This window comes from Thalassospira sp. Z349TD_5 (assembly GCF_056173045.1).
This window is the reverse complement of sequence record NZ_CM149654.1, coordinates 2,966,231-2,989,505: the sequence shown is the minus strand read 5'-3', so window position 1 is coordinate 2,989,505 and position 23,275 is coordinate 2,966,231. Positions and strand designations below refer to the sequence as shown.

At 52.1% G+C, this 23,275-nt stretch carries 23 protein-coding genes and 1 other RNA gene; 17 read left to right on the top strand and 7 right to left on the bottom strand.

Annotation, left to right across the window (positions count from 1 at the left end):
• Nucleotides 1-12: 12 nt before the first annotated feature.
• The 6 genes from cyoA (at nucleotide 13) to AC0VXT_RS13865 (ending at nucleotide 5,956) form a co-directional block, all read left to right on the top strand.
• On the top strand, nucleotides 13-1,146 hold the full coding sequence (gene cyoA, locus AC0VXT_RS13890; protein WP_475545890.1) for a ubiquinol oxidase subunit II: 1,134 nt from the start codon (nucleotides 13-15) through the stop codon (nucleotides 1,144-1,146).
• A gap of 91 nt (nucleotides 1,147-1,237) precedes the next feature.
• On the top strand, nucleotides 1,238-3,244 hold the full coding sequence (gene cyoB, locus AC0VXT_RS13885) for a cytochrome o ubiquinol oxidase subunit I (protein ID WP_276653943.1): 2,007 nt from the start codon (nucleotides 1,238-1,240) through the stop codon (nucleotides 3,242-3,244).
• A 10-nt stretch (nucleotides 3,245-3,254) separates the two neighbouring features.
• Complete coding sequence (gene cyoC / locus AC0VXT_RS13880) at nucleotides 3,255-3,875, top strand: cytochrome o ubiquinol oxidase subunit III (protein ID WP_475545889.1); 621 nt, start codon at nucleotides 3,255-3,257, stop codon at nucleotides 3,873-3,875.
• On the top strand, nucleotides 3,872-4,252 hold the full coding sequence (locus tag AC0VXT_RS13875) for a cytochrome o ubiquinol oxidase subunit IV (RefSeq protein WP_276653941.1): 381 nt from the start codon (nucleotides 3,872-3,874) through the stop codon (nucleotides 4,250-4,252). Before cyoC ends, AC0VXT_RS13875 begins: the two co-directional genes overlap by 4 nt.
• Before the next feature lie 105 nt (nucleotides 4,253-4,357).
• Nucleotides 4,358-5,158: an SURF1 family protein gene (locus tag AC0VXT_RS13870; protein WP_475545888.1), complete on the top strand. Its 801-nt coding sequence runs from the start codon at nucleotides 4,358-4,360 to the stop codon at nucleotides 5,156-5,158.
• Nucleotides 5,159-5,317: 159 nt separating this feature from the next.
• Nucleotides 5,318-5,956 (top strand): glutathione S-transferase family protein, encoded by a 639-nt coding sequence (locus AC0VXT_RS13865; protein ID WP_475545887.1) that lies wholly within the window; start codon nucleotides 5,318-5,320, stop codon nucleotides 5,954-5,956.
• A gap of 92 nt (nucleotides 5,957-6,048) precedes the next feature.
• Here the strand turns inward: AC0VXT_RS13865 and AC0VXT_RS13860 are convergent, their stop codons facing one another.
• From AC0VXT_RS13860 to AC0VXT_RS13845, 4 genes are all read right to left on the bottom strand, one after another.
• Nucleotides 6,049-6,606, bottom strand: coding sequence for a peroxiredoxin-like family protein (locus tag AC0VXT_RS13860; RefSeq protein WP_475545886.1), 558 nt, complete (start codon nucleotides 6,604-6,606; stop codon nucleotides 6,049-6,051).
• 161 nt (nucleotides 6,607-6,767) lie between these two features.
• Nucleotides 6,768-7,349 carry a TetR/AcrR family transcriptional regulator gene (locus AC0VXT_RS13855; RefSeq protein WP_475545885.1) on the bottom strand — a complete coding sequence of 194 codons (582 nt, stop codon included), beginning with the start codon at nucleotides 7,347-7,349 and terminating at the stop codon, nucleotides 6,768-6,770.
• Nucleotides 7,350-7,565: 216 nt separating this feature from the next.
• A complete protein-coding gene (locus AC0VXT_RS13850; RefSeq protein ID WP_475545884.1) occupies nucleotides 7,566-8,090 on the bottom strand; it encodes a dihydrofolate reductase in 525 nt (174 codons plus the stop codon).
• Entirely contained in the window at nucleotides 8,090-8,884 is a 795-nt protein-coding gene (locus AC0VXT_RS13845) for a thymidylate synthase (protein ID WP_475545883.1), read from the bottom strand. The genes AC0VXT_RS13850 and AC0VXT_RS13845 overlap by 1 nt, the downstream gene beginning before the upstream one ends.
• A gap of 129 nt (nucleotides 8,885-9,013) precedes the next feature.
• On the opposite strand from AC0VXT_RS13845, the gene ssrA reads away from it, so the two are divergent.
• From ssrA to AC0VXT_RS13830, 3 genes are all read left to right on the top strand, one after another.
• Nucleotides 9,014-9,389, top strand: a transfer-messenger RNA (tmRNA) gene (ssrA, locus tag AC0VXT_RS13840).
• A gap of 154 nt (nucleotides 9,390-9,543) precedes the next feature.
• Nucleotides 9,544-10,083, top strand: a complete 540-nt coding sequence (locus tag AC0VXT_RS13835; RefSeq protein ID WP_101304173.1) for an SspB family protein — start codon at nucleotides 9,544-9,546, stop codon at nucleotides 10,081-10,083.
• A 200-nt stretch (nucleotides 10,084-10,283) separates the two neighbouring features.
• Complete coding sequence (locus AC0VXT_RS13830) at nucleotides 10,284-11,900, top strand: fumarate hydratase (protein WP_475545882.1); 1,617 nt, start codon at nucleotides 10,284-10,286, stop codon at nucleotides 11,898-11,900.
• 35 nt (nucleotides 11,901-11,935) lie between these two features.
• Here the strand turns inward: AC0VXT_RS13830 and AC0VXT_RS13825 are convergent, their stop codons facing one another.
• Nucleotides 11,936-12,754, bottom strand: coding sequence for a hypothetical protein (locus AC0VXT_RS13825; protein WP_475545881.1), 819 nt, complete (start codon nucleotides 12,752-12,754; stop codon nucleotides 11,936-11,938).
• 168 nt (nucleotides 12,755-12,922) lie between these two features.
• Here AC0VXT_RS13825 and AC0VXT_RS13820 point away from each other — a divergent pair, with 168 nt between their 5' ends.
• Nucleotides 12,923-13,843 carry a DMT family transporter gene (locus AC0VXT_RS13820; protein ID WP_475545880.1) on the top strand — a complete coding sequence of 307 codons (921 nt, stop codon included), beginning with the start codon at nucleotides 12,923-12,925 and terminating at the stop codon, nucleotides 13,841-13,843.
• A 243-nt stretch (nucleotides 13,844-14,086) separates the two neighbouring features.
• Nucleotides 14,087-15,517 carry a methyl-accepting chemotaxis protein gene (locus AC0VXT_RS13815; protein ID WP_475545879.1) on the top strand — a complete coding sequence of 477 codons (1,431 nt, stop codon included), beginning with the start codon at nucleotides 14,087-14,089 and terminating at the stop codon, nucleotides 15,515-15,517.
• 32 nt (nucleotides 15,518-15,549) lie between these two features.
• Here the strand turns inward: AC0VXT_RS13815 and AC0VXT_RS13810 are convergent, their stop codons facing one another.
• Nucleotides 15,550-16,695: an AbrB family transcriptional regulator gene (locus AC0VXT_RS13810; RefSeq protein WP_475545878.1), complete on the bottom strand. Its 1,146-nt coding sequence runs from the start codon at nucleotides 16,693-16,695 to the stop codon at nucleotides 15,550-15,552.
• A 286-nt stretch (nucleotides 16,696-16,981) separates the two neighbouring features.
• On the opposite strand from AC0VXT_RS13810, the gene AC0VXT_RS13805 reads away from it, so the two are divergent.
• Nucleotides 16,982-17,941, top strand: a complete 960-nt coding sequence (locus AC0VXT_RS13805) for a glycosyltransferase family 2 protein (RefSeq protein ID WP_475545877.1) — start codon at nucleotides 16,982-16,984, stop codon at nucleotides 17,939-17,941.
• Nucleotides 17,931-18,566, top strand: coding sequence for an alpha/beta family hydrolase (locus AC0VXT_RS13800; RefSeq protein WP_475545876.1), 636 nt, complete (start codon nucleotides 17,931-17,933; stop codon nucleotides 18,564-18,566). Before AC0VXT_RS13805 ends, AC0VXT_RS13800 begins: the two co-directional genes overlap by 11 nt.
• A 97-nt stretch (nucleotides 18,567-18,663) precedes the next feature.
• On the opposite strand, the gene AC0VXT_RS13795 is transcribed toward AC0VXT_RS13800, so the two are convergent.
• Complete coding sequence (locus AC0VXT_RS13795; protein WP_475545875.1) at nucleotides 18,664-19,101, bottom strand: VOC family protein; 438 nt, start codon at nucleotides 19,099-19,101, stop codon at nucleotides 18,664-18,666.
• Nucleotides 19,102-19,224: 123 nt separating this feature from the next.
• Here AC0VXT_RS13795 and AC0VXT_RS13790 point away from each other — a divergent pair, with 123 nt between their 5' ends.
• The 4 genes from AC0VXT_RS13790 (at nucleotide 19,225) to AC0VXT_RS13775 (ending at nucleotide 23,268) form a co-directional block, all read left to right on the top strand.
• Complete coding sequence (locus tag AC0VXT_RS13790; RefSeq protein ID WP_022733285.1) at nucleotides 19,225-19,929, top strand: helix-turn-helix transcriptional regulator; 705 nt, start codon at nucleotides 19,225-19,227, stop codon at nucleotides 19,927-19,929.
• The gene (locus tag AC0VXT_RS13785) at nucleotides 19,913-20,317 is read left to right on the top strand and encodes a TfoX/Sxy family protein (RefSeq protein WP_475545874.1); all 405 of its coding nucleotides are present in this window, start codon (nucleotides 19,913-19,915) and stop codon (nucleotides 20,315-20,317) included. The genes AC0VXT_RS13790 and AC0VXT_RS13785 overlap by 17 nt, the downstream gene beginning before the upstream one ends.
• A 230-nt stretch (nucleotides 20,318-20,547) precedes the next feature.
• On the top strand, nucleotides 20,548-22,458 hold the full coding sequence (locus AC0VXT_RS13780) for a putative bifunctional diguanylate cyclase/phosphodiesterase (protein ID WP_475545873.1): 1,911 nt from the start codon (nucleotides 20,548-20,550) through the stop codon (nucleotides 22,456-22,458).
• 165 nt (nucleotides 22,459-22,623) lie between these two features.
• Nucleotides 22,624-23,268, top strand: a complete 645-nt coding sequence (locus AC0VXT_RS13775) for a hypothetical protein (RefSeq protein WP_475545872.1) — start codon at nucleotides 22,624-22,626, stop codon at nucleotides 23,266-23,268.
• Nucleotides 23,269-23,275 lie beyond the last annotated feature (7 nt).

Sequence of the window (23,275 nt, the reverse complement as noted above, 5' to 3'; positions counted from 1 at the left end):
AAGTACAAGCGCATGCTTTCAAAACTTGCACGCGGCGTCGCAATGGCTTCTGTGGTTATGTTGCTTACCGGATGTAATCTGGTGGTGATGAACCCGTCTGGTGATATTGCGTCTCAGCAAGCCGATCTTATTGTTGTTTCCACGATCCTTATGCTGATCATCATCCTTCCGGTGATGGCATTGATTGTTTTCTTTGCCTGGAAATATCGCCAATCCAACAAAGATGCCGAGTACGATCCTGAATGGCACCATTCCACCAAGCTGGAAATTGTCATCTGGTCTGCGCCACTGGCGATTATTATCGCATTGGGCGCGATCACCTGGGTCAGTACGCACACGTTGGATCCTTACCGCCCGCTTGATCGCATTGACGCGGATCGCCCGCTGGCAAAAGGTCATAAGCCGATGGTGGTCGAAGTCGTTTCCCTCGATTGGAAATGGCTGTTCCTGTATCCTGAGCAAGGGATCGCGACCGTCAATGAGCTGGCGGCCCCGCTTGATACGCCGATCCAGTTCAAGATCACGTCTTCGGGCATCATGAACTCGTTCTTTATCCCCGCACTGGCAGGTCAGATTTACTCAATGGCCGGTATGGAAACGAAACTCCATGCTGTGATCAACGAAGAAGGCATCTATGATGGCTTCTCGGGGAACTATAGCGGTGAGGGTTTCTCTCATATGCGCTTTAAGTTCCACGGTCTGAGCCAAGAAGGCTTTGATGATTGGGTTTCGAAGGTTAAATCCAACGAAAACTTACTGGGCCGTCCTGAGTATCTTCAGCTTGAAAAGCCAAGCATTGATGAGCCGATCCACTATTTCAGTGACGTGGACCCGGAACTGTACAATGCGATCCTCAACATGTGCGTTGACCAGTCGAAAATGTGCATGAACGAGATGATGGCGATTGATGAAAGTGGCGGTGGCGGTCTGGCTGGCATCTATAACGTTATGTCATTGACCTATGATGTTCCGCAGATGCGCGGCAGTCAGCCAATGCCCGATAGAAAGTCATATGTGGCGACTCTTTGCACGACCCCGGAAGGTGGTTTTGCAGGTGATTTGAATGCATTGCCGTTGTTTAGCAACGAGCAGACATCGGATCGGGCCATGAGTTTTGCGCCGTCTGGCGTTTCGACAGGGTTCTGAAGCAGTGCCGGTTGGATGAAACCAACCGGCCCTTCGCAGTTTTAGCACCGGCCAGCCGGTGTCTTGCTGCTTTTAAAAGAAGAGTAATCCGATGTTCTCCAATCCGGACCTTTTGAATTTCATATTTGGCCGGCTGTCACTTGATTCACTCCCGTTCCACGAACCGATCCTGGTGGTGACGTTCGCGGCCGTGGCTTTGGGTGGTATTGCTGTTGTTGGCGGTATTACTTATTTCCGCCTCTGGGGATATCTCTGGAACGAGTGGATCACGTCGATTGACCACAAAAAAATCGGCATCATGTACATCATTCTGGCAATCATCATGCTGCTGCGTGGTTTTTCCGATGCCCTTATGATGCGTGCCCAGCAAGCGATGGCCTTTGGCGGGTCGGAAGGTTTTCTTCCGCCGCACCATTATGATCAGATCTTTACCGCCCACGGCGTGATCATGATCTTCTTTGTGGCGATGCCGCTGGTGACCGGTCTAATGAACTTTGTTGTGCCGTTGCAGATCGGTGCACGTGACGTTGCCTTCCCGTTCCTGAATAATTTCAGCTTCTGGATGACTACATGCGGTGCAGCACTGGTGATGGTGTCATTGTTTGTCGGTGAGTTTGCGACGACCGGCTGGCTGGCGTATCCGCCGCTGTCTGACATCGTGTACAGTCCGGGGGTCGGGGTCGACTATTATATCTGGGCCCTGCAGATTGCCGGTGTCGGGACGTTGCTGTCGGGTGTGAACCTGATTGTGACCATTGTTAAGATGCGTGCACCGGGCATGAGCATGATGAAAATGCCGGTCTTTACCTGGACCTCGCTTTGCACCAACATTCTGATTGTTGCCGCGTTCCCGGTTCTGACGGCTGTTCTGGTTCTGCTCGGACTTGATCGCTACGCCGATACCAACTTCTTCACCAACGACCTTGGCGGCAACGCCATGATGTATATCAACTTGATCTGGATCTGGGGTCACCCAGAAGTTTACATCCTGATCCTGCCGGCGTTTGGTGTGTTTTCCGAAGTTGTGTCAACCTTCTGCCGTAAACGTTTGTTTGGCTATAGCTCGATGGTGTATGCCACCGTGGTTATTACCATCCTGTCTTACATCGTTTGGCTGCACCACTTCTTCACCATGGGTTCAGGTGCCAGTGTGAATGCCTTCTTTGGCATTACCACCATGATCATTTCGATCCCGACCGGTGCAAAAGTCTTCAACTGGTTGTTCACCATGTACAAGGGCCGCATCAGCTTTGATGTGCCGATGCTGTGGACAATCGGGTTTATGCTGACGTTTGTGATCGGTGGCATGACCGGCGTGATGCTCGCGGTTCCGCCTGCTGACTTCGTCCTGCATAACAGCCTGTTCTTGATTGCGCATTTCCACAACGTCATCATCGGTGGCGTGGTATTTGGGATGTTTGCAGGGATCGTTTATTGGTTCCCCAAAGCGTTCGGCTTCAAGCTCGATGAATTCTGGGGTAAGATGTCGTTCTGGCTGTGGACCATTGGTTTCTACTTTGCCTTCATGCCGCTATACGTTCTTGGCCTGATGGGGATTACCCGCCGTATGAGCCAGTTTGACGATCCGTCGCTTCAGATCTGGTTCATCATTGCCGCTTTTGGTGCGCTTTTGATTGCCGGTGGTATCGGTTCGTTCATCATGTCGATTGTTGTTGCGGTAATCAAACGTGACAAGCTTCGCGATGAAACCGGTGACCCGTGGGGTGGGCGTACGTTGGAGTGGTCGACGTCGTCACCGCCTCCGGCTTACAACTTCGCCTTTACACCGGTTGTCCATGACCTCGATGCATGGGCCGACATGAAAAAACGCGGTTATGTCCGTCCGACGGATGGCTTCCTGGATATCCATATGCCGAAAAACACCGGCGCTGGATTTATTCTGGCTGCGATTTCACTTGTCCTTGGTTTCGCGTTGATCTGGCATATCTGGTGGCTTGTGGTTGCAAGCTTCATTGCACTGATCGGCGGTGCAATTGCGCATACCTTCAACTACAACCGTGATTACCATATCCCGGCTGCTGAAGTTGTGGAAACCGAAGCCGAACGAACAGCCCTTCTGGCAAAGCAGCAGGCGTAAAGGAATGACAATGGCGAATAATACTGCCGCACAGACCGAAGCGCCGGTCTTTTACCTGAAGGAAGAGCATCACCCCGAAACCGGGACGATGCTTGGCTTCTGGATTTATCTGATGAGCGATTGCCTCATCTTTGCGATCCTGTTTGCAACCCATGGCGTTCTCGGTCGCAATTATGCGGCCGGGCCATCGCCGACAGACCTGTTTGATCTTGGTCTGGTGGCGATCAACACATCGATGCTGCTGTTCTCCTCGATCACCTATGGCTTTGCCATGCTGGCGATGGCGAAGGGCAAAATTGCAGGGACACAGATTTGGCTGGCAATCACCGGCCTGTTCGGTGTGGCCTTTGTCGGGTTGGAAATTTATGAGTTCCATCACTTGTGGCACTTGGGGGCAACCCCGATGCGCAGTGGTTTCCTGTCGTCCTTCTACACGCTGGTTGCGACCCATGGTCTGCACGTGACGTTCGGTATTATCTGGCTCGTGACCCTGATGGTTCAGGTGTCCAAGCATGGTTTGATCCCGGCAAACAGACGTCGCCTGATGTGCCTGTCGATGTTCTGGCACTTCCTTGACGTGATCTGGATCGGTGTCTTCTCTGTTGTATATCTTCTGGGAGTTCTGGGATGAGTGCACATACCCAAGCACATGACGATCACCACGGCGACGGGGCTTCTCACGGCTCTTTCAAAAGCTATCTGATTGGGTTCATCCTGTCGGTTATTTTGACCGCTGTCCCATTCTGGCTGGTGATGGACGGTGTTCTTGACAGCAAGATGGCGACCGCCCTTTGGATCATGGGACTTGGTGTGATCCAGATCGTGGTCCACATGGTCTGTTTCCTGCACATGAACACCAAATCCGAAGGTGGCTGGAACGTGCTGGCGTTGATCTTTACCCTTGTGATCGTTGCGATTGCCATCGCCGGGTCGCTGTGGGTGATGCATCACCTTAATACCAACATGATGCCGCAGATGGATCATGACATGATCAAAAGCTTCGGCTAGATCAAAGCTTGATATCAATAGGGGGCGCGATACTTTAACTGGTATCGCGCCCTTTTTTGTTCGCACCGGATGCCAGTTTACACCACCGTTCTGAAAGACAGCGCCATGACGCAAAGCCACGTTTCTGAAAACCGGCATGACCGATCCACAAAGGGTCCGTCGATGGTCACACGTGCGGTGGTGGTATTGCTTGCGGTGGTCCTGTTTTCAGGTTTCTTTGGCCTTGGCTACTGGCAGGTTGAACGCCGGGCGTGGAAGCTTGATCTGATTGAGCGGGTTGATGCCCGTGTGCAGGGTGATCCGGTGACCGCTCCGGATCAGGACGACTGGGGAAATGTCACGCGTGATCGCGATGAATATCGCAAGGTCATGGTGCTTGGAACCTATCGCAATGACCTTGAAAGTCATGTCTACGCCGCAACCGATTATGGGGCTGGATATTGGGTGATTACGCCGATGGCGCGTGTGGACGGGACAATCATTATGATCAACCGTGGCTTTGTTCCCTCGGACCACCGTGATCGCGCCACGCGACCTGAAGGCATGATTGAAGGTCAAACCCGCGTCACCGGTCTTTTGCGTCTGGACGAGCCGGGCGGTACCTTTATCCGTGATAATGTGCCGCAGGAAGATCGGTGGTATTCGCGCGATGTGCGGGCAATGGCGATCAAGCGCGGCCTTGATCCGGACCGTGTGGCACCTTACTTCATCGACGCCGATGGCAAGAATAATCCAGGAAAACTGCCGGTAGGGGGCTTAACCAAAATCAGTTTCCCGAACAACCATTTGATGTATGCCCTGACATGGTTTGGCATGGCTGCCCTAACATTGGTTGGGGCATGGCTGGTGTTACGCCACCGTAAAGGCGATGGTGATGACATGGATTTGGACGCCCGAAAGAACTGATTATTTGTTGGTGCGCAATCTTATGCGTTTCTGATGGCGTCCTGACATACTGCTGTCAGGAGCCTGCGTAGCACACTGTTTACATTGCGTTTAAACGGGCTGCACTATGCGGCCAGCAAGCCACGTTTGAACCCGACAATATGAGCAGGAGCCTCAGGAATGATATCAGACCGCAAGCTGACATTTTATCATGCTGTCCCGTCACGCAGCAGCACGGTGCACTGGATGTTACTCGAGCTTGGCATTGAGTTTGATGTCAAAATGCTCGACCTCCGTAAGGGCGAAGGACAGACGTCAGAATACCTTGCGATCAACCCGCTGGGCAAAGTGCCAACCATCGTGCATGGCGATACGGTCGTGACCGAGGCGGCGGCAATTTGCTGTTATCTGGCGGATGCATATCCAGAGGCCGGATTGGCCCCGGCGGTTGATGATCCGATCCGTGGGGACTATCTGCGTTGGTTGTTCTTTTCACCCGCCACCATTGAACCGGCCTTTATCGACCGGGTCCGTCAGTATGAAGCAGAAGATTGCAGTCAGAATTCCTATCGGAACTGGGAAACGCTGATGCCGATCCTGCTTGATGTTGTGGGCAAAGCCGATCCGTGGGTGCTTGGTCAAAAATTCACGACAGTTGATGTTGTGTTAGGCGCAACGATCCGGTTTGGGTGCATGTTTGGTATTCTGCCAAAGGATCCTGTCTTTGAGGCCTATATCGCCCGGATTGATGCCCGCCCGGCATACCAGCGCGCGCAGGAACTGGACGCGCCATATTTTGCGGCAGCGATGGCGGGATAATCATTTCAACGTAATTGTATGATGAATAAAAGGGCCGGTTCCTGCGACATGGAACCGGCTCTTTGTGTTTTTAAGACCGTTTTGGTGCGCGATCAGGGATTAGTATGATCAATAACTTCGCCGCGTGCCGGATAATTTTTGGCAATGACGAAATCAAGTGCGCCAAGAATTTCGGCAAAGGCCGGACGGGCGAATGGCATGGTCTGGACCGTGCCGAAATAAAGCGTTCCATCCGGGCGGACGAGGAAAAGGCCCGGCTCGGAAAACAATGCGGGTTCTTCAAAACCCGAAGACGTCACACCGTTTGAGGTCGAGATGTAAAGACCCCATTCCCGTGCTTTCTCAAGGCTTAGACCATATCCAAGATCAACATTCTCAAGGCCCCATTTTTCCTTGGCTGTGATTGCGCGGTCTTCGGCGTCCGAGGACAACACCACAACATTCACGCCCCGTTTGGCAAAATCTTCGAGCTTGTTATCAAGGTCCTTAAGATATTTGCCGCAGATCGGGCAATGCAGACCACGGTAGAAGACAACCATGGTGAAATTTTCCGGGCTCTGATCCGCAAGGGACCAGGTGCCACCACCAACCAGTGGTACGGAAAGGGACGGGACTTTTTGGCGCGGAACAAGCGGTGTGATTACAGACATTTTCGGTCCTCATAACGGATATATTTGATTGATGGGGTTTATACTGGAATGATCGTTTAAAAACGGCAACCAGAATTTCTTGCCATCACTCAACCGTGATCAGTCTGATGTGAAATCACTGGGGTTTGTTATTCTGGCGTTCGCAACTTGGGCACAACAGATCAGTCGAGTACGGCCAGAATGGTATCGGTGTAATCTTCGATTGTTTCACGGTCGGCACCCCGGCGGGCCATCAAATGCACGCCTTGTATCGAGCCTGCAAAAAAGCGTGCCAGTGCGCGGACGTTTTTATCGGCTGAAATCGTGTCGGCATTTATGCCGCGCTTCAGTGCGTTGGCGAACATGTCTTCGACCCGGCGAAAAGCCTGCTGGGCGATTGCCGCCGTTTCGGCATCATGCGGGGCCAGCTCCATGCCAGAATTAACCATCAGACAGCCTTTAAGATGGCCATCTTCACAACTGTGTCTGGTGGTGTCTTTGAAGGTTGTGACAATTGCCGCCCGACCATCCTCGGTTTCACGCAGCTTGGCAAACCGCTTGGAACTGATTTTCAGGCTGTAATGATCAAGCACACGCAGGAAAAGCGCCTTCTTGTCGCCAAAGCTTGAGTACATGCTCGCACGGTTGAGCCCAGTCTCGTCGACAAGGTCCTGAACCGAGGTTGATTCAAATCCCTTGCTCCAGAAAATGTTCATGGCGTTATCAAGAACGCTTTCTTCGTCAAACGCGCGTGGGCGAGGCATGGCAGTTCCTTGGTTGCGAGCTGTCTCTGGAACAAGTGTTCTGTAATACAGAGAAAGATGTAACTTGTGGTGCTGAAAATCAACTCTGCGCTGATGGTATCAACTCAGTCGGGATAGGTTAAGCATATAGCTGGCAAAAGAAAACATGCCGCCAATCAAGCTATCGACATGTGATAATTGAAAAATTCCAGATGTCAGGGTGATGGCATGCCGTCATCAATTTGTCGTGCGATCAAGGGTGACAAAGCTGTAGTCCGGGCCATCCGGATTATTGATTTTATGTCGGCTCGATTCTTGCCACTGATCGGCAGGCAGCGGATCAAGGAAGGTGTCGCCGTCAATATCAGCATGGACCTCGGTCAGCTCAAAGCGCGTCGTATAGGGCAGGGCAAGATGATAAATCTGCGCACCCCCGGCAATGATAACTTCGTTTACACCATCGGCTTTGGCGATTTCGTCGCCCAGCTTGATGGCACTTTCGACATCGTGACAAACGCGCACGTTTTCATGATCAAATGACCAGTCAGTGTCACGCGTGACAACGATGGTGACACGTTTAGGAAGGGGACGCCCAATGGCTTCAAATGTCACACGTCCCATGATCATCGGCTTGCCAAGGGTCAGCGCCTTAAACCGTTTCAGGTCGTCGGGCAATTCCCACGGCATCCAGCCATCTTTGCCAATCGCACCATTGGCGGCCGCGGCCACCACGGCAACGCGTTCGATCTTTTGATCCGTCATCACACCGCAACCTTGCCGGCAATATGCGGGTGCGGGTCATAGCCGACCAGTTCAAAATCATCAAACTTGAAATCAAAGATCGACTTCACATCGGGATTGATCTTCATGGTCGGAAGCGGGCGCGTTTCGCGCGACAGCTGCAATTCGACCTGTTCAAGATGGTTGGTATAAAGATGCGCATCGCCCAGCGTATGGACGAAATCGCCAACTTCAAGGTCGCATACTTGCGCAATCATCATGGTCAAAAGCGCATAGGACGCGATGTTGAACGGCACGCCAAGGAAGATATCCGCACTGCGCTGATAGAGCTGGCATGAAAGCTTGCCGTCCGCGACATAGAACTGGAACAGGCAATGGCACGGCGGCAGCGCCATGTTTGGCACATCGGCAACATTCCATGCTGAGACAATCAGGCGTCGGGAATCGGGATTGTTTTTGATCTGGTCAATCAGGCCGGTGATCTGGTCAATGGTCTGTCCGTTTGCGCCCTGCCATGACCGCCACTGTCCCCCATAAACCGGGCCAAGATCGCCGTTTTTATCGGCCCATTCGTTCCAGATGCGCACCCCATTGTCTTGCAGGTATTTGACATTGGTATCGCCGTCAAGGAACCACAGTAATTCGTGAACAATGGATTTGAGATGCAGCTTCTTGGTGGTGACCATCGGGAAACCTTTGGAAAGGTCAAACCGCATCTGGTGACCGAAGACCGATATCGTGCCAGTTCCGGTACGGTCTTCCTTGTGCGTGCCAGTGTCGCGCACCATCCGCATCAGATCGAGATATTGCTGCATGCTGTGTCCTGTTCTTCGGAATCGTGTTTGGGGCAGCATAGTCAGGTACAGGCAGCTCGGCAAGCCGTGCAGACACAGGTGGATCGGGCGGCCGATTTCGCGTTGTTTGCTTAAAAAAAATTGCCAATTCCCCTTGTGTGGCAAGGGGTGAATGACCTATATAGGGGCTGTCGGGGCAACCTGACTATGGCGTTACACGACTTGGCAGAATAGACATTACGGACCCGGGGGCGGTACCCGGCGGCTCCACCAACTTTCAAACTTTGACTTCGTCCGACTCAGGCGAAGATGTTGGGGCCGAAATAGGATCGACGTGTGTAGTAAAAGCCTCTGTTGGCGCTCGGCATGGTACCACCGTTATCGGGCTAATGTTTGTAAATGCAAACGACAACAATGCTCCGGTAGCTGTTGCTGCGTAAGCGGCACTAGCACCAAAGCGAAATTCCGGTTGCCGGGAGCGGTAATTTGGTGGGGGACGGGGCACCTAGCAACAGAACGCCCCACTCTTGTATTTCTTTCCCGCTTCGTTATGAATAGAGTTTAGGGATCAAACCCTGATCGAACACGTTGTGATATGTATACAGCGTGATCTAATGCTATATTATAATGACGGGATGGACCGCACTTCGGCGGTGCGCCCGCCAGATACAGGATTACTGATGCAGAAACCGGAAGAATTTCGTTACGATCTTATGGTCGATCAGGCGCTGCGCGGCGTGGTGAAAGAAATCCTTGCGCGCGTGGCCGAAGAAGGCCTTTTCGGCGAGCATCACTATTACATCACCTTCCAGACCAATCATCCCGGCGTTGCCCTTCCGGAAGGTCAGCGCAAGGCACACCCTGATAACATCACGGTTGTCTTGCAGCATCGTTTCTGGGATCTGAAGTCTGAAGACGATCATTTTTCGGTCGGCATGAGCTTTGATGGCATGCCAACGACTTTGGTTGTTCCGTTTGATGCGATGCTGGCCTTTGTCGACCCGTCCGCCAACTTCATGCTGACCTTTAGCGTCGAAGAAGAAATGGACGATGCGGATTTCGATTATGACGAAGACGATGATCTTGATGCCGACCTGATCGAAGACGATGGTGGCGCACCAACATTGGTCGCCGAACCGTCCAAATCGCGCAAAAAACCGAAACCCGACGCAAGTGAAACGGGCGAAGTCATCGCATTGGATGCGTTTCGTAAAAAATAAGAATTCCCAAAAGGGGCAGGTTCATTTCTGCTCCTTTTTTCTTTGGCGCCGTTCGGGACATATTTTCCGGTTTGATTTCCCGTAACCTGGATCCTGTGTTGTTAGGCGAATGTATCGTGGAATTTTTTCACGATTGGCGCTATGAAATGCCCAAATAAAAATAGACCCACCGTGTTTTTGAGAGAGACGAGAACCTTCCCATGAATGATTTTGTCTATAAACCCATGTTCGATCTGGGTAAGGACACCACCCCGTACCGTAAAATCGGGGATGAAGGTGTTTCGACCGTTGATGTTAATGGCGAGACCTATTTGAAAGTCGAACCCGAAGCGATTGAAAAGCTAACGCTTCAGGCATTTTTTGATTGCTCGCACCTTTTGCGTCCGGGGCACCTCGCACAGCTGCGCAAAATCCTTGATGACGACGAAGCCACCCCGAACGACAAATTCGTGGCCATGGATCTTTTGAAAAACGCGTCTATCGCATCCGGTGGTGTTTTGCCGATGTGTCAGGACACCGGTACCGCGATTGTCATGGGCAAACGTGGTGGCAAGGTCATCACCGATGGTTCTGATGAAGAAGCCCTGTCAAAGGGCATCTGGCAGGCCTATCAGAAACACAATCTGCGTTTCTCGCAGGTGTCCCCGCTTAATATGTTCGAAGAAAAGAACACCGGGTCGAACCTTCCGGCACAGATCGACCTTTATGCGACCACGGGCGATGAATATAAATTCATGTTCATGGCAAAGGGCGGCGGTTCGGCCAACAAGACCTTCCTGTTTCAGCAGACCAAGGCACTTTTGAACCCGGAAGGCCTGCGGAAGTTTTTGGACGAAAAAATCCGCACTTTGGGCACGTCAGCCTGTCCGCCGTATCACCTGTCGATTGTGATTGGCGGAACCTCGGCTGAGGCCTGCCTTAAGACCGTGAAAATGGGTTCGGCACGCTATTACGACAGCCTTCCGACCGAGGGCGGCGACCATGGTCAGGCCTATCGCGATCTTGAGTGGGAACAGAAGGTTCTTGAGATGACCCGCGAAATGGGCATTGGCGCACAGTTCGGCGGCAAGTATTTTTGCCATGATGTGCGCGTCATCCGCCTGCCGCGCCATGGTGCAAGCTGCCCGGTCGGGCTTGGGGTTTCGTGCTCTGCCGACCGTCAGATTTTGGGTAAAATCACCAAGGACGGTATCTTTATCGAGGATCTGGAACATGATCCGGCGAAATATCTTCCGCATGTGACGGACGAACATCTTGAAGACGAAGTGGTCAAGGTTGACCTGAACCGTCCGATGGATGCAATCCGTAAACAGCTTTCGGGTTATTCGGTTAAAACCCGTCTGTCGCTCAGCGGTACCGTGATTGTTGCGCGTGACATCGCGCATGCCAAAATCAAGGAACGCCTTGATGCCGGTGAGGAAATGCCAGAATACCTCAAAAACCATCCGGTTTATTATGCAGGTCCGGCCAAAACGCCCGAAGGCATGCCATCCGGATCGTTCGGTCCGACCACGGCGGGTCGTATGGACGCCTATGTCGAACAGTTCCAGGCTGCGGGTGGTTCGTTCGTTATGCTGGCAAAGGGGAACCGGTCCAAGCAGGTTAAAGATGCCTGCAACAAATATGGCGGGTTCTACCTTGGCTCCATCGGTGGTCCGGCGGCCCGGTTGGCACAAGACTGCATTAAAAAGGTCGAGGTCCACGAGTATCCCGAACTGGGTATGGAAGCCGTTTGGAAAATAGAAGTCGAAGATTTCCCGGCCTTCATTGTGATTGATGATAAAGGCAATGACTTCTTTGCCGAATTTGGCATATAGGATTGTTGAAGGATCACTGAGTTTCTTGAAGAATTTCAGTGATCCTTGTCTCGCAGAAGCGGAAATCTATTAAATGCTTCTTCCCGAATCTGTTTTTCTTGAGCGACGTCGCAACTGTAAAGTGCTTCATGGATGTGTTCTGCTGTTGGCGTAAGAGGTTCACCATTTTCTAATGGGGCGCCGCGCGCAACTTCAAAAAGTGCAATGCATCTGCTTTGCAGTATCACATAGTCTGTGACTAGACTCTTGAGCATTCCTAGCTTTCGCGTGTTATCGTTGTTATTGGCACTTTCAGTTCTCATCGCTAGCAGATCAACGAGGCGCTGCAATCGCGCGGCTGTAACCTGAATTTCGGAACCAATCTGAAGGACTGCGGTTTGTATGGTTGGTGGCTGGTGAAGAATAATTTTCCCAAGACGTTCCGGTAGTTCGAAGGACAATTCTTTGGGACGATCTATAGATATTGGTTTCTCAAAGTCATATTGCAGATGGTGTAGTAGAGGCTTTAATTCATAGACTACTTCACTGCAATGTCGGGTTAGTTCGGATAGAGCTAAGGGAAGGTTTATCAGATCAACCTTTGCGCGAACATTCCGGTCAGTTTTCTCTCGCTCGATCTCTTCTTCTCTTTGGCGACTTTGTTGCGCCAAGGTCCGGTCAACATTGCGGATAGCAATCATAATACCAGCCAACGCAATCAAAGGTGTTGATGCTTGCATTGCTAGGGCAACCAGTTGTTCGGTTTCTATCTGGCTTGACCAAATCAAAGTAGCTGTCGCGCCACAAATTGTTCCGGTCAACAGAAGTATGAACGGATTGAGGTGATCTTTACCAAGTTTTTCAATAGGTGACATAAGCGTTCCAAAAAGAATTTGAACAACACGCGTAACTATAACTGTTTCATCGACACATAAGAAGTGTACGCAACTGTGCATAGCTGACCCGTGGTCAAAGGGACTTGCAGATATTGGGGGTGCGTGGTCTGATTTGGTCAAAATCAACCCCCTATCGGGAACAGTGATATGTCTGAAACTTCTGCGCTTTCTGCTTCTGGCGCGACAGAAAGCCGTATGGTCGGTGTAACGTCTGCATTGGCGACGGTGTTTATCTGGGCCGGTTGGCTGATTGCGACACGTTATGCAATGACGTCAAGCTTTACTGCCGTTGATATTGGGCTTTTACGCTTTGTCGTACCTTTTGTCCTGCTCTGCCCAATCTGGATCAGAAAGGGCATCTGGCCAAAGGGATTGTCCTTGATCAATGGGCTGTTGATGTTGATCGGGTCTGGTGCATTTTACACCCTGATGGTTGCCAGTGCATTACAGTTCGTTCCGGCAAGTCATGTCGGGATTTTGTTGCCCGGTGTGATGGCGATCTGGGCGGTTTTAATCGCGATTGTCCTGTTTGGCGAACGGCCCGGCCGTGTCCGACTTGCCGGATATGGTGCGGTGATTGTCGGGGTTATGTTGCTTGTGGCTCTTAAGCCGGGCGGCGATGCCAGTACTGATATGCTGTATGGCTATGGCCTTGTGTCTGCCGGGGCATTGATGTGGGCATCTTATACCCATGCGATGCGCCAAAGTGGCCTTGGTGCGCTTGAAGCGGCAAGTTTTGTCGGCTTTTGGTCCTTTGTCATTATTGCGGTGATCGCCCTTTTCACTGGCACACATATTCCCGATGCGCCAATGGGCGATGTTTTGATGTTGCTGGTGACACAGGGGCTTCTGGCCGGCTGTGTTGCCGTTATTACCTATGGCCTTGCTGTACGTCACATCGGATCGACCGGGGCATCGGCATTTGGGGCCATGACTCCGGCACTCACCGCCCTTGGCGGCGTGTTTCTTCTGGGTGAAGAAAGCAACCTTGCCTTGGTGGCTGCCGTCGCATTGGTGATCTTTGGCGTGATGGTGGCATCTGGTGTGTTTCGCCGGGTGTTGCGGTAATCCGTATTGTCCGGACAGCCAAACAGTTGTGCTGTGGTGATACTTGGCTGCAATTGAAGATTGAATAAATTTTGCTGCATGCGCGAATTGCCCTTTTCGCGTATGCAGTATTACGCTAATGTAACAGTGGATGACGGCAACGGCGCCGTATCTTTCCCATCTTGATCGGCAGGCAACGAGGCTTGCGCAACCTTCTGGTTCTTTCGTTTGAAAGGCCAGCTTGTTTTGCCTCGGAGTTTTGTCATGTTTGCCGGTTTCATCCGTTCCATATCCCCAGAAAATGACCAAGGTCTTTCGCCGCACAAAGATGCGGGACTTGCTGATGTTTTGCGACTTCTACGCAAAGTTGGGGCTGTCGCAGACGAGGCATCCGAACGTGATGGTGCGATCTTGGCAATCCTTACGGCGGTATGTGATTACTGCGCATGGCCGATTGGGCATGCCTATGTGCGCGATGGCGATCATTTGTCATCTGCTGGTATCTGGTCGATTGATGGAAACATTTCGACGGCTGATCTTGCTGAATTTCGCACGCAGTCAGAAGAAACGGTATTTGCACTGGGCCAAGGACTTATTGGAACGGTCGCGGTGCGCGGTGAACCTGTTTGCATTGAAGATGTCACGCAAAAGGATGGATTTCTGCGCGCTACAAGCGCGGCCCGAAACGGATTGCGCGGCTGTTTTGCCTTGCCGGTGAAACTGGGTGGTCAGACCGTTGCCGTGATCGAGTTTTTCAGCCCCGAGATTGCCAAACTTGATGCCGAACTTCTTGAACTTTTGGGGTTCGTCGGTGGGCAGGTTGCCCGGGTGATAGAGCGCGATGATGTTTTGAAATCGCGCGAAAAACTGGCATCGGACTTTGAAAGTCAGGTGCAGGGCACAGTTGGGATGCTGGGGGCTGCCGTCAGTCAGATGCGCAGTGCGCTTGATGTTCTTGGCAATAGTAACAAAAGAACTGAATTCTGCGGAACGGCAATCGATCAATCCGCAAGCAGTGCGTTGTCCAACATCGAAAATGTCGCCGATCACATGGAAACCTTGCAGGGTGAATTGGCCAACGTTGGTCGCGACGCCGGGGAAACGGTGAAAACCACCCATGTCATTGGTCAGCAAGCACGCGATATGCGTGATGGTTTTGCCGCCTTGCAGGACCGCGCAGCTGATGCCGGAAAAATGCTGTCGAGCATTGCGGCCATTGCAGCCCAGATCAAAATGCTTGGACTAAATGCCTCCATCGAGGCGGCCCGTGTGGGCGAAGCAGGCAAGGGGTTTTCCATTGTCGCCAAAGAGGTCAAGGCGCTGGCCGGGCAATCGGCCACTGCAACAGAGGAAATCGCCCATTGGATGCATGGCATGACAGATGCCATTTCCAAAGCCGGGGGTGATATTGAACATATCGCCATTGCCATGGACGGGTTGCAGCACCGCGCCGAAGCAACAGCTATTCAGACCGACAAGCAGGCAGAAATCTGCATGTCGGTTGCACGTGATGCCGATGCTGCCGTGGCAGAAGCACGCAAGGTCGGCGACAGTGTTGTGGAAATTAACCAAGCCATCCATCACGCGACCACGGTTTCGACCGAGCTTGGTGAGGCTGCGATCAATCTCGAAGGGCAGGGAGCCGAACTTAGTGCGCGGGTCGAAGGGTTTGTTGGCAAGATCCTTGTGATGTGAGACTTCATCCGCTGTTTGTGCTGGGTTGTTGTTTAGGACAGCGGTACATCCGGGCCGGGGGTGAATTTGGCGGTGCGCCGCGCAATCAACCGCGCAAGCGGTGGGCCAAGTGCAAGCACCATGAAGAAACGTGTGGCTTGCAGGACCAGAATAAATGACAGATCGACATTGGTGCTGGCGGCGATAATCGCTACCGAATCAAGTCCGCCGGGACTGGTTGCCAGATACGCCGTGAGCGGATCGACATCCATAAACAGCACCAACAGGACTGAAATACTTGCACAGAACGCAATCAGGACAGTGATTGACAGCAGGATTTTGGGCAGGGCATATGCCGCATGTCGGATTACTGCGGGCGTGAATTTCAATCCGACAGCCCAGCCGATGGCGGCATAGGCCAACCCAAGAAACCATTCGGGCAGAACGATATCGACCCATCCGTTGATGTGAAGGATGGTCGTTATAATGATCGGAAGCAAAAGCGGACCCGATGGCAGCCGTGAATAGATGCCAGCCACACACAGGCCAACAACCAGTGCAAGGGTAATGGCAAACTGGCCGTAATCAATGGCCGGAAACCAGTCATAGGTGCCTGCTGCGGCAGCGAGTTCCGGATCGACCCAAAGGTTGGCAATCGATGACGCAACTGCAACCACAATCACCACCCGAACATATTGCATGAAGGCAACAAGCCGGGCATCGGCACCAAACGCTTCGGCCATGATCACCATTGCGGAAGCCGCACCGGGGGATGATCCCCAAATGCCGGCGGTTCCCGGAAGAACCTGACGCACACAGAGTATCCAGCCAAGCAGACTGCTTGCGATCATGGTTAAGGCCGTGACCCCAAGGATCAGCGGCCAGTCATGGGTAAAGGATGTCAGGATGCCGATGGACATTGATCCACCAATCATGACGCCCAGGACCGATTGGGCACCAAGATAAATTGGTTTTGGCGTAGCAATGGTCGCACCATTGGTTCCCATAATGATGCCAATGATCATCGGGCCAAGCAGCAAGGCCGCAGGCACATGGAATTCATGTAGAAGAACCGAGAACCCCAGTGAGACCGTTACCATCAATAACCATTGCAGGCTTTTGGGCAGGCGACCGATGCGTTCGTTCGGGGTAGTTTCGGGCGTGTTTGGAAAATCAGACAGATCAGAATCAGATGACACGGGCAGTCGCCTCATATGGTGGCAAAAGGCAGGTCGTCCGCGTGGTGGCGCGGATTGCATAGCTTATGGCGTTCGTGGGGGAACGCCATAAGCTGTACGCGCGCAGTATAACCCGAAAAAAGTCGAATAATCGAGGGGTTAGCAATCATATCGCAGTTGGGCGCTTGGAGGACTTGATTGTGCTTGGACAGAGCATGTGAAGTTTCGTATTAGTCATTGATTGGCCTAAAGTTAGCGGTTCGCAACATTCATGTTGCGGATTAGCGTGCGAAGTTCGGGGGAAAAATTGACCAAGATATCCTATGTCGTAACGGTCTTTAACAAGGCCCCGTTCTTGCCATCCGTGATTGACAGTTTGCGCAATCAAACCGGATCGTTTGACCGCGAATTCATTTTCATCGACGATGGGTCAACGGATAACTCAATCGATGTCATTCGCAAGGCGACGTCCGGTATGGATGATGTTCGCATTGTCACACAGCCAAACCATGGTCCGGCTATTGCGACCAATAATGCGGTTTCAATTGCAACGGGTGACTGGATCAAGCTTGTTGATTCTGACGATGTTCTTGCGCCTTATTGTTCAGAACTTCTTCTGGGTAATGCTCTGGCGCATGATCTTGATTTCATCTTCGGGTCTGCTGACTACTATGACATGGCAACCGGGCCTGTATTTCCCAAAACCGATATTGCGTCACTTAAGACCATTTTATTTGATGACCCACTTTCGACGGTGCTTGATCGTGGTTTCGCGCGCGTCAGTCATTGCCTGTTTAAAAAAGATCTATTTGATCGGGCGGGAGGTTGTGATCCACGAATTTTCTCGCAGGACCATAGCCTTTTCATTCGCCTGATGTCACACGGCAAGTTGGGGCAGATCAAGCATGTTGTCTGTTTGGGTCCCGAGGACGAGCCGGGTCGGATCATGAATAATCAGGCGCAGATCATTCATGATGCCAGTATTGCGCTTGCCTATTTCTTTGCCGATCATCCGGGAATTACAGCAGACAAGCGCAGATTGATTACGAAAAAGGTGCTGTCGCGCGTTCGTAAATGGGAAAAGAAGGAACTGGGCAAGGGCGTATTTGGGCAAGCCAATCGATACTACATACTCGCGCGCCTTGGCGTGGCGGTCAGCGGTGCGACGTTGGTATCTTTGTGTAACGTCATTGGCGATGGTCAGAAATTGCGTGTTCCAGCCAAAACGGATTTACCAGTCTTACAGGATATCTCCTATGAGCCATGAAAACATTCAGGTCATTTTTGATGGTGATGAAAATGCCCCGCTGACCATTGTTTTGGCCCATGGGGCGGGTGCCCCGATGGACAGTCCGTTTATGGATCAGATGGCGGGTGAGTTGGCCGGGCTTGGCTGTCGCATTGCGCGGTTTGAGTTTCCCTATATGGCTAAACGTCGGCTGGATGGCAAAAAGCGGGGACCTGACCGTGCACCAGTTTTATTGGAGTTCTTTGGCGATGTTGTTGATCAGTTGGGCGATCCGGACAAGTTGGTGATTGGTGGGAAATCCATGGGTGGACGCATGGCCAGTATGGTGGCAGATGATCTTGGTGTGGCCGGGTTGGTGTGCCTTGGCTATCCGTTTCACCCACCTGGAAAGCCCGAAAATCTGCGGACCGAACATCTGACCGGTTTAAAAACAGCGACCCTGATTTGTCATGGCACACGTGATTCGTTTGGCACGACCGATGAAATTGCCGCGTATGATTTGGCCGACACCATTGCCCTGCATTGGGTTGCGGATGGTGACCATGATTTCAAGCCACGCAAAAGCTCTGGCCGAACGCAATCACAAAACATCAAAGATGCTGCCATCGCCATCAACGATTTTGCCCGAGGCCTTGTGACATAACAGCCCGCCGGGTTGGCGAGCTGTTATACCGGGTATCGTATATCGTACCCCCAGTGGTCACATATTGGGTGATTTTCTTCGTTGTCGTGCCGTGCAATCAGGCCAGTGCAACGTCGGTGGCATCAAGAAAATGCTGGGCATATTCCGGGGCAACCACGCCGTTCTGGCTTGCGATATCAATCCTCACACCATTGGGATCAAGCAGTGCGAAATGTTTCTGCCCCCATGGCTCATTGCGGACTTCAAGGGCGAATTCAAATCCTGCGTCGCGCACTTCATCCGCAGCAACACCAGCATCTTCGACTTCAAGGCAGATCACACTGCCTTCGCCAAGGGTGGCGGCATGAAACAGTTCGGGTTGGGTGTCATGGCCGGGTTTCATCAGGCCCAGTTGAACCGATGGGAAGTCTGCCCAGACCAACTGGCAGTACCATTCGCCATCAAACACGGGCGTAAAGCCGAGTTTCTTATAGAAGGCGCGGCTTTGGGTGAATTTCTCGGTGATGATGATCGGATATGAATTGGTGACTTTCATCGTCATGCTCCTGACGTTGGGGTGAAATCCTGTCCCGATTTCGCAATGTTGCACATACCTCCTGACAGGAGCCTGTCAGGAGCGTTATGATAATTTTTGAGGCAGGATGACAAAGGAGCGATCATGAGAAGGGCCGACCGACTGTTTCGCCTTGTCCAAATCCTGCGCCGCCGCAAATTGTGCCGCGCACGTGATTTGGCCGAGGAACTAGAAGTTTCCGAACGCACGATTTACCGCGATATTCGCGATCTGGCCGCATCAGGTGTCCCGGTGGAAGGCGAAGCCGGTGTTGGATACATTCTGCGCGATGGCTATGACCTGCCGCCGTTGATGTTTGACGCCGATGAGATCGAAGCATTGGTGGTCGCAGCGCGCATGGTGCAAAGCTGGACCGATCCACAGATGGCGCGTGCAGCGGGAGATGCCCTGACCAAGATCGAGGCAGTCTTGCCGGAGAAACTGCGTGGGTTGATCGGCGGGGTGCCAATTGCGGTGGCCGAAATTGCACAGGAACCGATTGCGATTTCCATGCCCAATCTTCGCCGTGCCATCCGTGACCGCAGCTTCATTGAAATTGACTATACCGATGCCAAGGGCGATGAAACCAAACGCCGCGTCAGGCCACTTGGTATGCTGTTTTTTGGCAGTACGTGGCTGTTGGCGTGCTGGTGTGAATTACGTGTCGCATTCCGCGTGTTTCGCGCTGATCGTATTCGAAACATGGATATCTCGACTGAACGCTTTCGTCCGGTCGCAGGCCAGACATTGCGCGACTATCTGATTTCCGAAGGCATCGAAGGTGAAATCCTCAATGGCATCGGTCGATAACGAATTTGTTCTGACAGTCGCAGAACTTTTGGCACCGCTGGGCCATATCCGACCCAACCGAATGTTTGGCTGCTTTGGTCTTTATTGTGATGGGGTGTTCTTTGCGATCATCGCCGATGATGTTTTGTTTCTGAAAGGTGATGTGCAAACACGTGCAACATATGACGACATTGGGATGGCACAGTTTACTGTGCCCTCTGGGCGGGCAATGACGTTGTCATATTTTGAAGTGCCCGGTGAATGGATTGAAAATCCCGAGCCGTTGATTGAAATTGCCCATATGGCATTGGGCGCGGCCAACCGAGCCCAAGCGATCAAGGACACCAAAAAGAAAAAGCGCAAACCGGGCAAAGCCAGCCAAAAGCATGACAACAGAAACCGCGCTTAGTTTGACGGGCGGCACATTGGTTGGAAATTGTCTGTGTTATTGCCCAGCATATATGTCGGGTTTCTGATTTAGTCTGATGATTGTGTGATCAAGGGATGCAATTAAACAGCTTTTGCGTGTAAGCTTTTCACGACAAAAACAAAAATTGGGTATCCCGAAACGTGGCAACCGGTTCTGTTTGGCACAAAGTTGCCGAAATAATCAGAATTCATACGGACAAACCTGAGCTCATGCGCGCTCAGGTCAAGGCGTTGTCACGACAGATCCCGGTTCTTTATGGCTTGTTGTTGGCCAACGCGGTTGCCCTTGCCTATACCCATTACGGAACAGCCCCCGATTGGTTGACGATCTATGCGGTTCTTGTTCTTGGTGCGTGCTGTATTGTGCGTGGCTATGCATGGCAGCGGGCCGGGGTTGATGTCAGTGATATCAATGTTTGCATCGGACATTTGCGCCGTATCCGGGTGATGGCGGTGGTGATTTCGGTGCTGTTTACCGCCTGGGCAATTACCATGTTTGGCTATGGTGATCCCTATCAACAGGGGCACGTTGCCTATTTCATCTCGATCACGGTGGTTGGCTGTATCTTCTGTCTGGTGAATTTTCCGCCTGCTGCCTTGCTGGTTGTGGTGATCGTGCTTGGAACTTTTGTGCTTTATTTCGGCTTTAGCGGGAATGAGGTTTATGTCGCGATTGCGGTGAATATGGCCTTGGTCTCGGCAATGATTATCCAGATCATCACCAGTTATTATGCCGCGTTTTCGGGTTTGGTTACGTCGCGCATTGATCTTGAACGTCAGCATAAAACAACGCTTGAACTCTCTGAGCAGAATGAAGCCCTTGCCTTCCTTGATCCGTTGACCGGCCTGTCAAACCGCCGCGCATTCTTTGCCTATCTTGAAGATGCTGTTGCAACTGCCGCAGCCAAGGCGGATACGTCGGCTGGGCAGCATGATCGCTTTGCCGTTGCGATGATTGACCTTGATGGGTTCAAGCCCGTCAATGATGTGCACGGTCATCCCATAGGCGATGAGTTGTTAATGCACGCGGGCGAACGCCTGCGCCACATCCTGAGCGGCGATGCATTGCTGGCAAGGCTGGGTGGGGATGAATTTGGGATTGTCCTTGGCGAATATAGCGATGCGACCGAGCTGATTGCCCTTGGTAAACAGATTTGTCAGGAGCTTAATCGCCCCTATACGCTGAGCAATGTAAGCGTGCAGCTTTCAGCATCATTAGGGTTTGCGACATACCCAGCGGTGGCACGCACATCAAATGGGTTGTTTGAACGTGCTGATTTTGCGCTGTATCACGCAAAAAAGAACATGCCGGGCGAAGCGGTATTGTTTGCCGCCCATCACGAGACCCTGATCCGTCATGACTCACAGATCGAGCAAGCACTGCGCAAGGCCGATTTGTCGCAGGAGCTTTCGCTTCATTATCAGCCGGTTTTTGATGTGGAAACCGGGGCTGTCAATTCCATCGAGGCACTTGCAAGATGGGACAGTGCGCTCATGGGGCGGGTGTCGCCGGGGACATTCTTCCCGGTGGCGGAAAAAACCGGACAGGTCGGCATGCTGACCAAAATCCTGTTTGAAAAATTGCTACGTGAAATGCGCGAATGGCCCGAACATATATCGGTGTCGTTCAACCTGTCGGCCCGTGATATTGTTTTATCCGATACCACGGAATGGCTGATTGAGCACATCAAAGCCAACGGTATAGCCCCGGAACGTCTAACGTTCGAGGTGACCGAAACTGCTTTTCTGCGTGATTTTGCAGCCGCCCGAACCAGCATTCGTTATTTGCGCAGTCATGGTGCACGGGTGGCAATGGATGATTTTGGGATCGGCTATTCCAGTTTGCGATATGTGCATGAGCTGGAATTTGACTGCCTTAAGGTTGATCGCAGCTTTATCGCGCCACTGGCAAGTACCGAACGCAGCCGGCGGATTGTCAAAACGATCATTGATATGTGCACCAATCTTGAAATTGATTGCGTGATCGAAGGCATCGAAACCCAAAGCCAGCGTGACATCGTGATCGAGCTAGGTGGGCGTTTGGTGCAGGGTTATTTCTTTGCCAAACCAGCCAAGCAACCTGTTTTGAAACGTTTGCCCGCAATGCTCAAAAAACAGTAACGTTGCGTCCTTTGCCGGATGAAAACGGTACTGCACGATCAGTATTGATGCTTCGGTTAACATTCCCGCAACCAGATGACGATAAGCTGTGTCTTGCGAGATCGCAGTCATAAAGCCTTTTTATGCCAAGCGGTCACTGATTTTGGCGCAAACAGGGCATTTTTGATGTCATCGCAGACACATATTTCACAAGAATTTAGTTCGGTCATGACCGGCAAGATTGATCTTGCCCCGGAAATTCGTCTGCGCCTGCGTCAGTTGATCGACAGTTTACCCGATGAACCTGCCCGTCTTCGGGTGTTGGGGCATGTTTTGCTTGATCTTGGTCTTTGTGAGTTGGGGTTAAATGCATTTGGTCTCGCCTTGATCTTGGATGACCTTGATGCGGCGACCCACATGGGCCTGACCCGGACCTATATGCAAATCGGGCGGCGTGAAACTGCGCTTGAACATCTTGAAATCGCCATCAGCCTGCGTCCGGATTCTCGGGAATTACGCGTTCTGGCAGCCGACCTTTTGGGATGCCGCAATAAAATGCGTGCGCTTGACCAATTAGGGGCCGTTCTTGGCAATGAGCCAGATCACGCCGGTGCGCGTAAAGGATTGGCCAATCTGGTGCGCACGGTCATCGCGGGACGCCTTCAATCGGTTAAGGAACAAGGTGCGGCGGCTGTGGCAGAAGTCAGTGTTGAAACCGAGGCTTCGACACCGACGACATCTACCACGGCACCGTATTACTGGTACAATGCCGCTGAACCGTTTGGCGATGTTGTGCAGTCGTCTTTGGGGCGTGCGCGATACGTTTCGTAACCCTTGC

Coding starts and splice junctions, on each gene's coding strand:
- AC0VXT_RS13855 (WP_475545885.1), bottom strand. CDS start 7,349: ATGCCTCGCCCACGCGCGTTTGACGAAGAAAGCGTTCTTGATAACGCC.
- AC0VXT_RS13825 (WP_475545881.1), bottom strand. CDS start 12,754: ATGTCACCTATTGAAAAACTTGGTAAAGATCACCTCAATCCGTTCATA.
- AC0VXT_RS13835 (WP_101304173.1), top strand. CDS start 9,544: ATGCAGAAACCGGAAGAATTTCGTTACGATCTTATGGTCGATCAGGCG.
- AC0VXT_RS13875 (WP_276653941.1), top strand. CDS start 3,872: ATGAGTGCACATACCCAAGCACATGACGATCACCACGGCGACGGGGCT.
- AC0VXT_RS13820 (WP_475545880.1), top strand. CDS start 12,923: ATGTCTGAAACTTCTGCGCTTTCTGCTTCTGGCGCGACAGAAAGCCGT.
- cyoC (WP_475545889.1), top strand. CDS start 3,255: ATGGCGAATAATACTGCCGCACAGACCGAAGCGCCGGTCTTTTACCTG.
- AC0VXT_RS13860 (WP_475545886.1), bottom strand. CDS start 6,606: ATGTCTGTAATCACACCGCTTGTTCCGCGCCAAAAAGTCCCGTCCCTT.
- AC0VXT_RS13865 (WP_475545887.1), top strand. CDS start 5,318: ATGATATCAGACCGCAAGCTGACATTTTATCATGCTGTCCCGTCACGC.
- AC0VXT_RS13785 (WP_475545874.1), top strand. CDS start 19,913: ATGGCATCGGTCGATAACGAATTTGTTCTGACAGTCGCAGAACTTTTG.
- AC0VXT_RS13815 (WP_475545879.1), top strand. CDS start 14,087: ATGTTTGCCGGTTTCATCCGTTCCATATCCCCAGAAAATGACCAAGGT.
- AC0VXT_RS13795 (WP_475545875.1), bottom strand. CDS start 19,101: ATGAAAGTCACCAATTCATATCCGATCATCATCACCGAGAAATTCACC.
- AC0VXT_RS13790 (WP_022733285.1), top strand. CDS start 19,225: ATGAGAAGGGCCGACCGACTGTTTCGCCTTGTCCAAATCCTGCGCCGC.
- AC0VXT_RS13830 (WP_475545882.1), top strand. CDS start 10,284: ATGAATGATTTTGTCTATAAACCCATGTTCGATCTGGGTAAGGACACC.
- cyoA (WP_475545890.1), top strand. CDS start 13: ATGCTTTCAAAACTTGCACGCGGCGTCGCAATGGCTTCTGTGGTTATG.
- AC0VXT_RS13800 (WP_475545876.1), top strand. CDS start 17,931: ATGAGCCATGAAAACATTCAGGTCATTTTTGATGGTGATGAAAATGCC.
- AC0VXT_RS13850 (WP_475545884.1), bottom strand. CDS start 8,090: ATGACGGATCAAAAGATCGAACGCGTTGCCGTGGTGGCCGCGGCCGCC.
- cyoB (WP_276653943.1), top strand. CDS start 1,238: ATGTTCTCCAATCCGGACCTTTTGAATTTCATATTTGGCCGGCTGTCA.
- AC0VXT_RS13775 (WP_475545872.1), top strand. CDS start 22,624: ATGTCATCGCAGACACATATTTCACAAGAATTTAGTTCGGTCATGACC.
- AC0VXT_RS13870 (WP_475545888.1), top strand. CDS start 4,358: ATGACGCAAAGCCACGTTTCTGAAAACCGGCATGACCGATCCACAAAG.
- AC0VXT_RS13845 (WP_475545883.1), bottom strand. CDS start 8,884: ATGCAGCAATATCTCGATCTGATGCGGATGGTGCGCGACACTGGCACG.
- AC0VXT_RS13780 (WP_475545873.1), top strand. CDS start 20,548: ATGCGCGCTCAGGTCAAGGCGTTGTCACGACAGATCCCGGTTCTTTAT.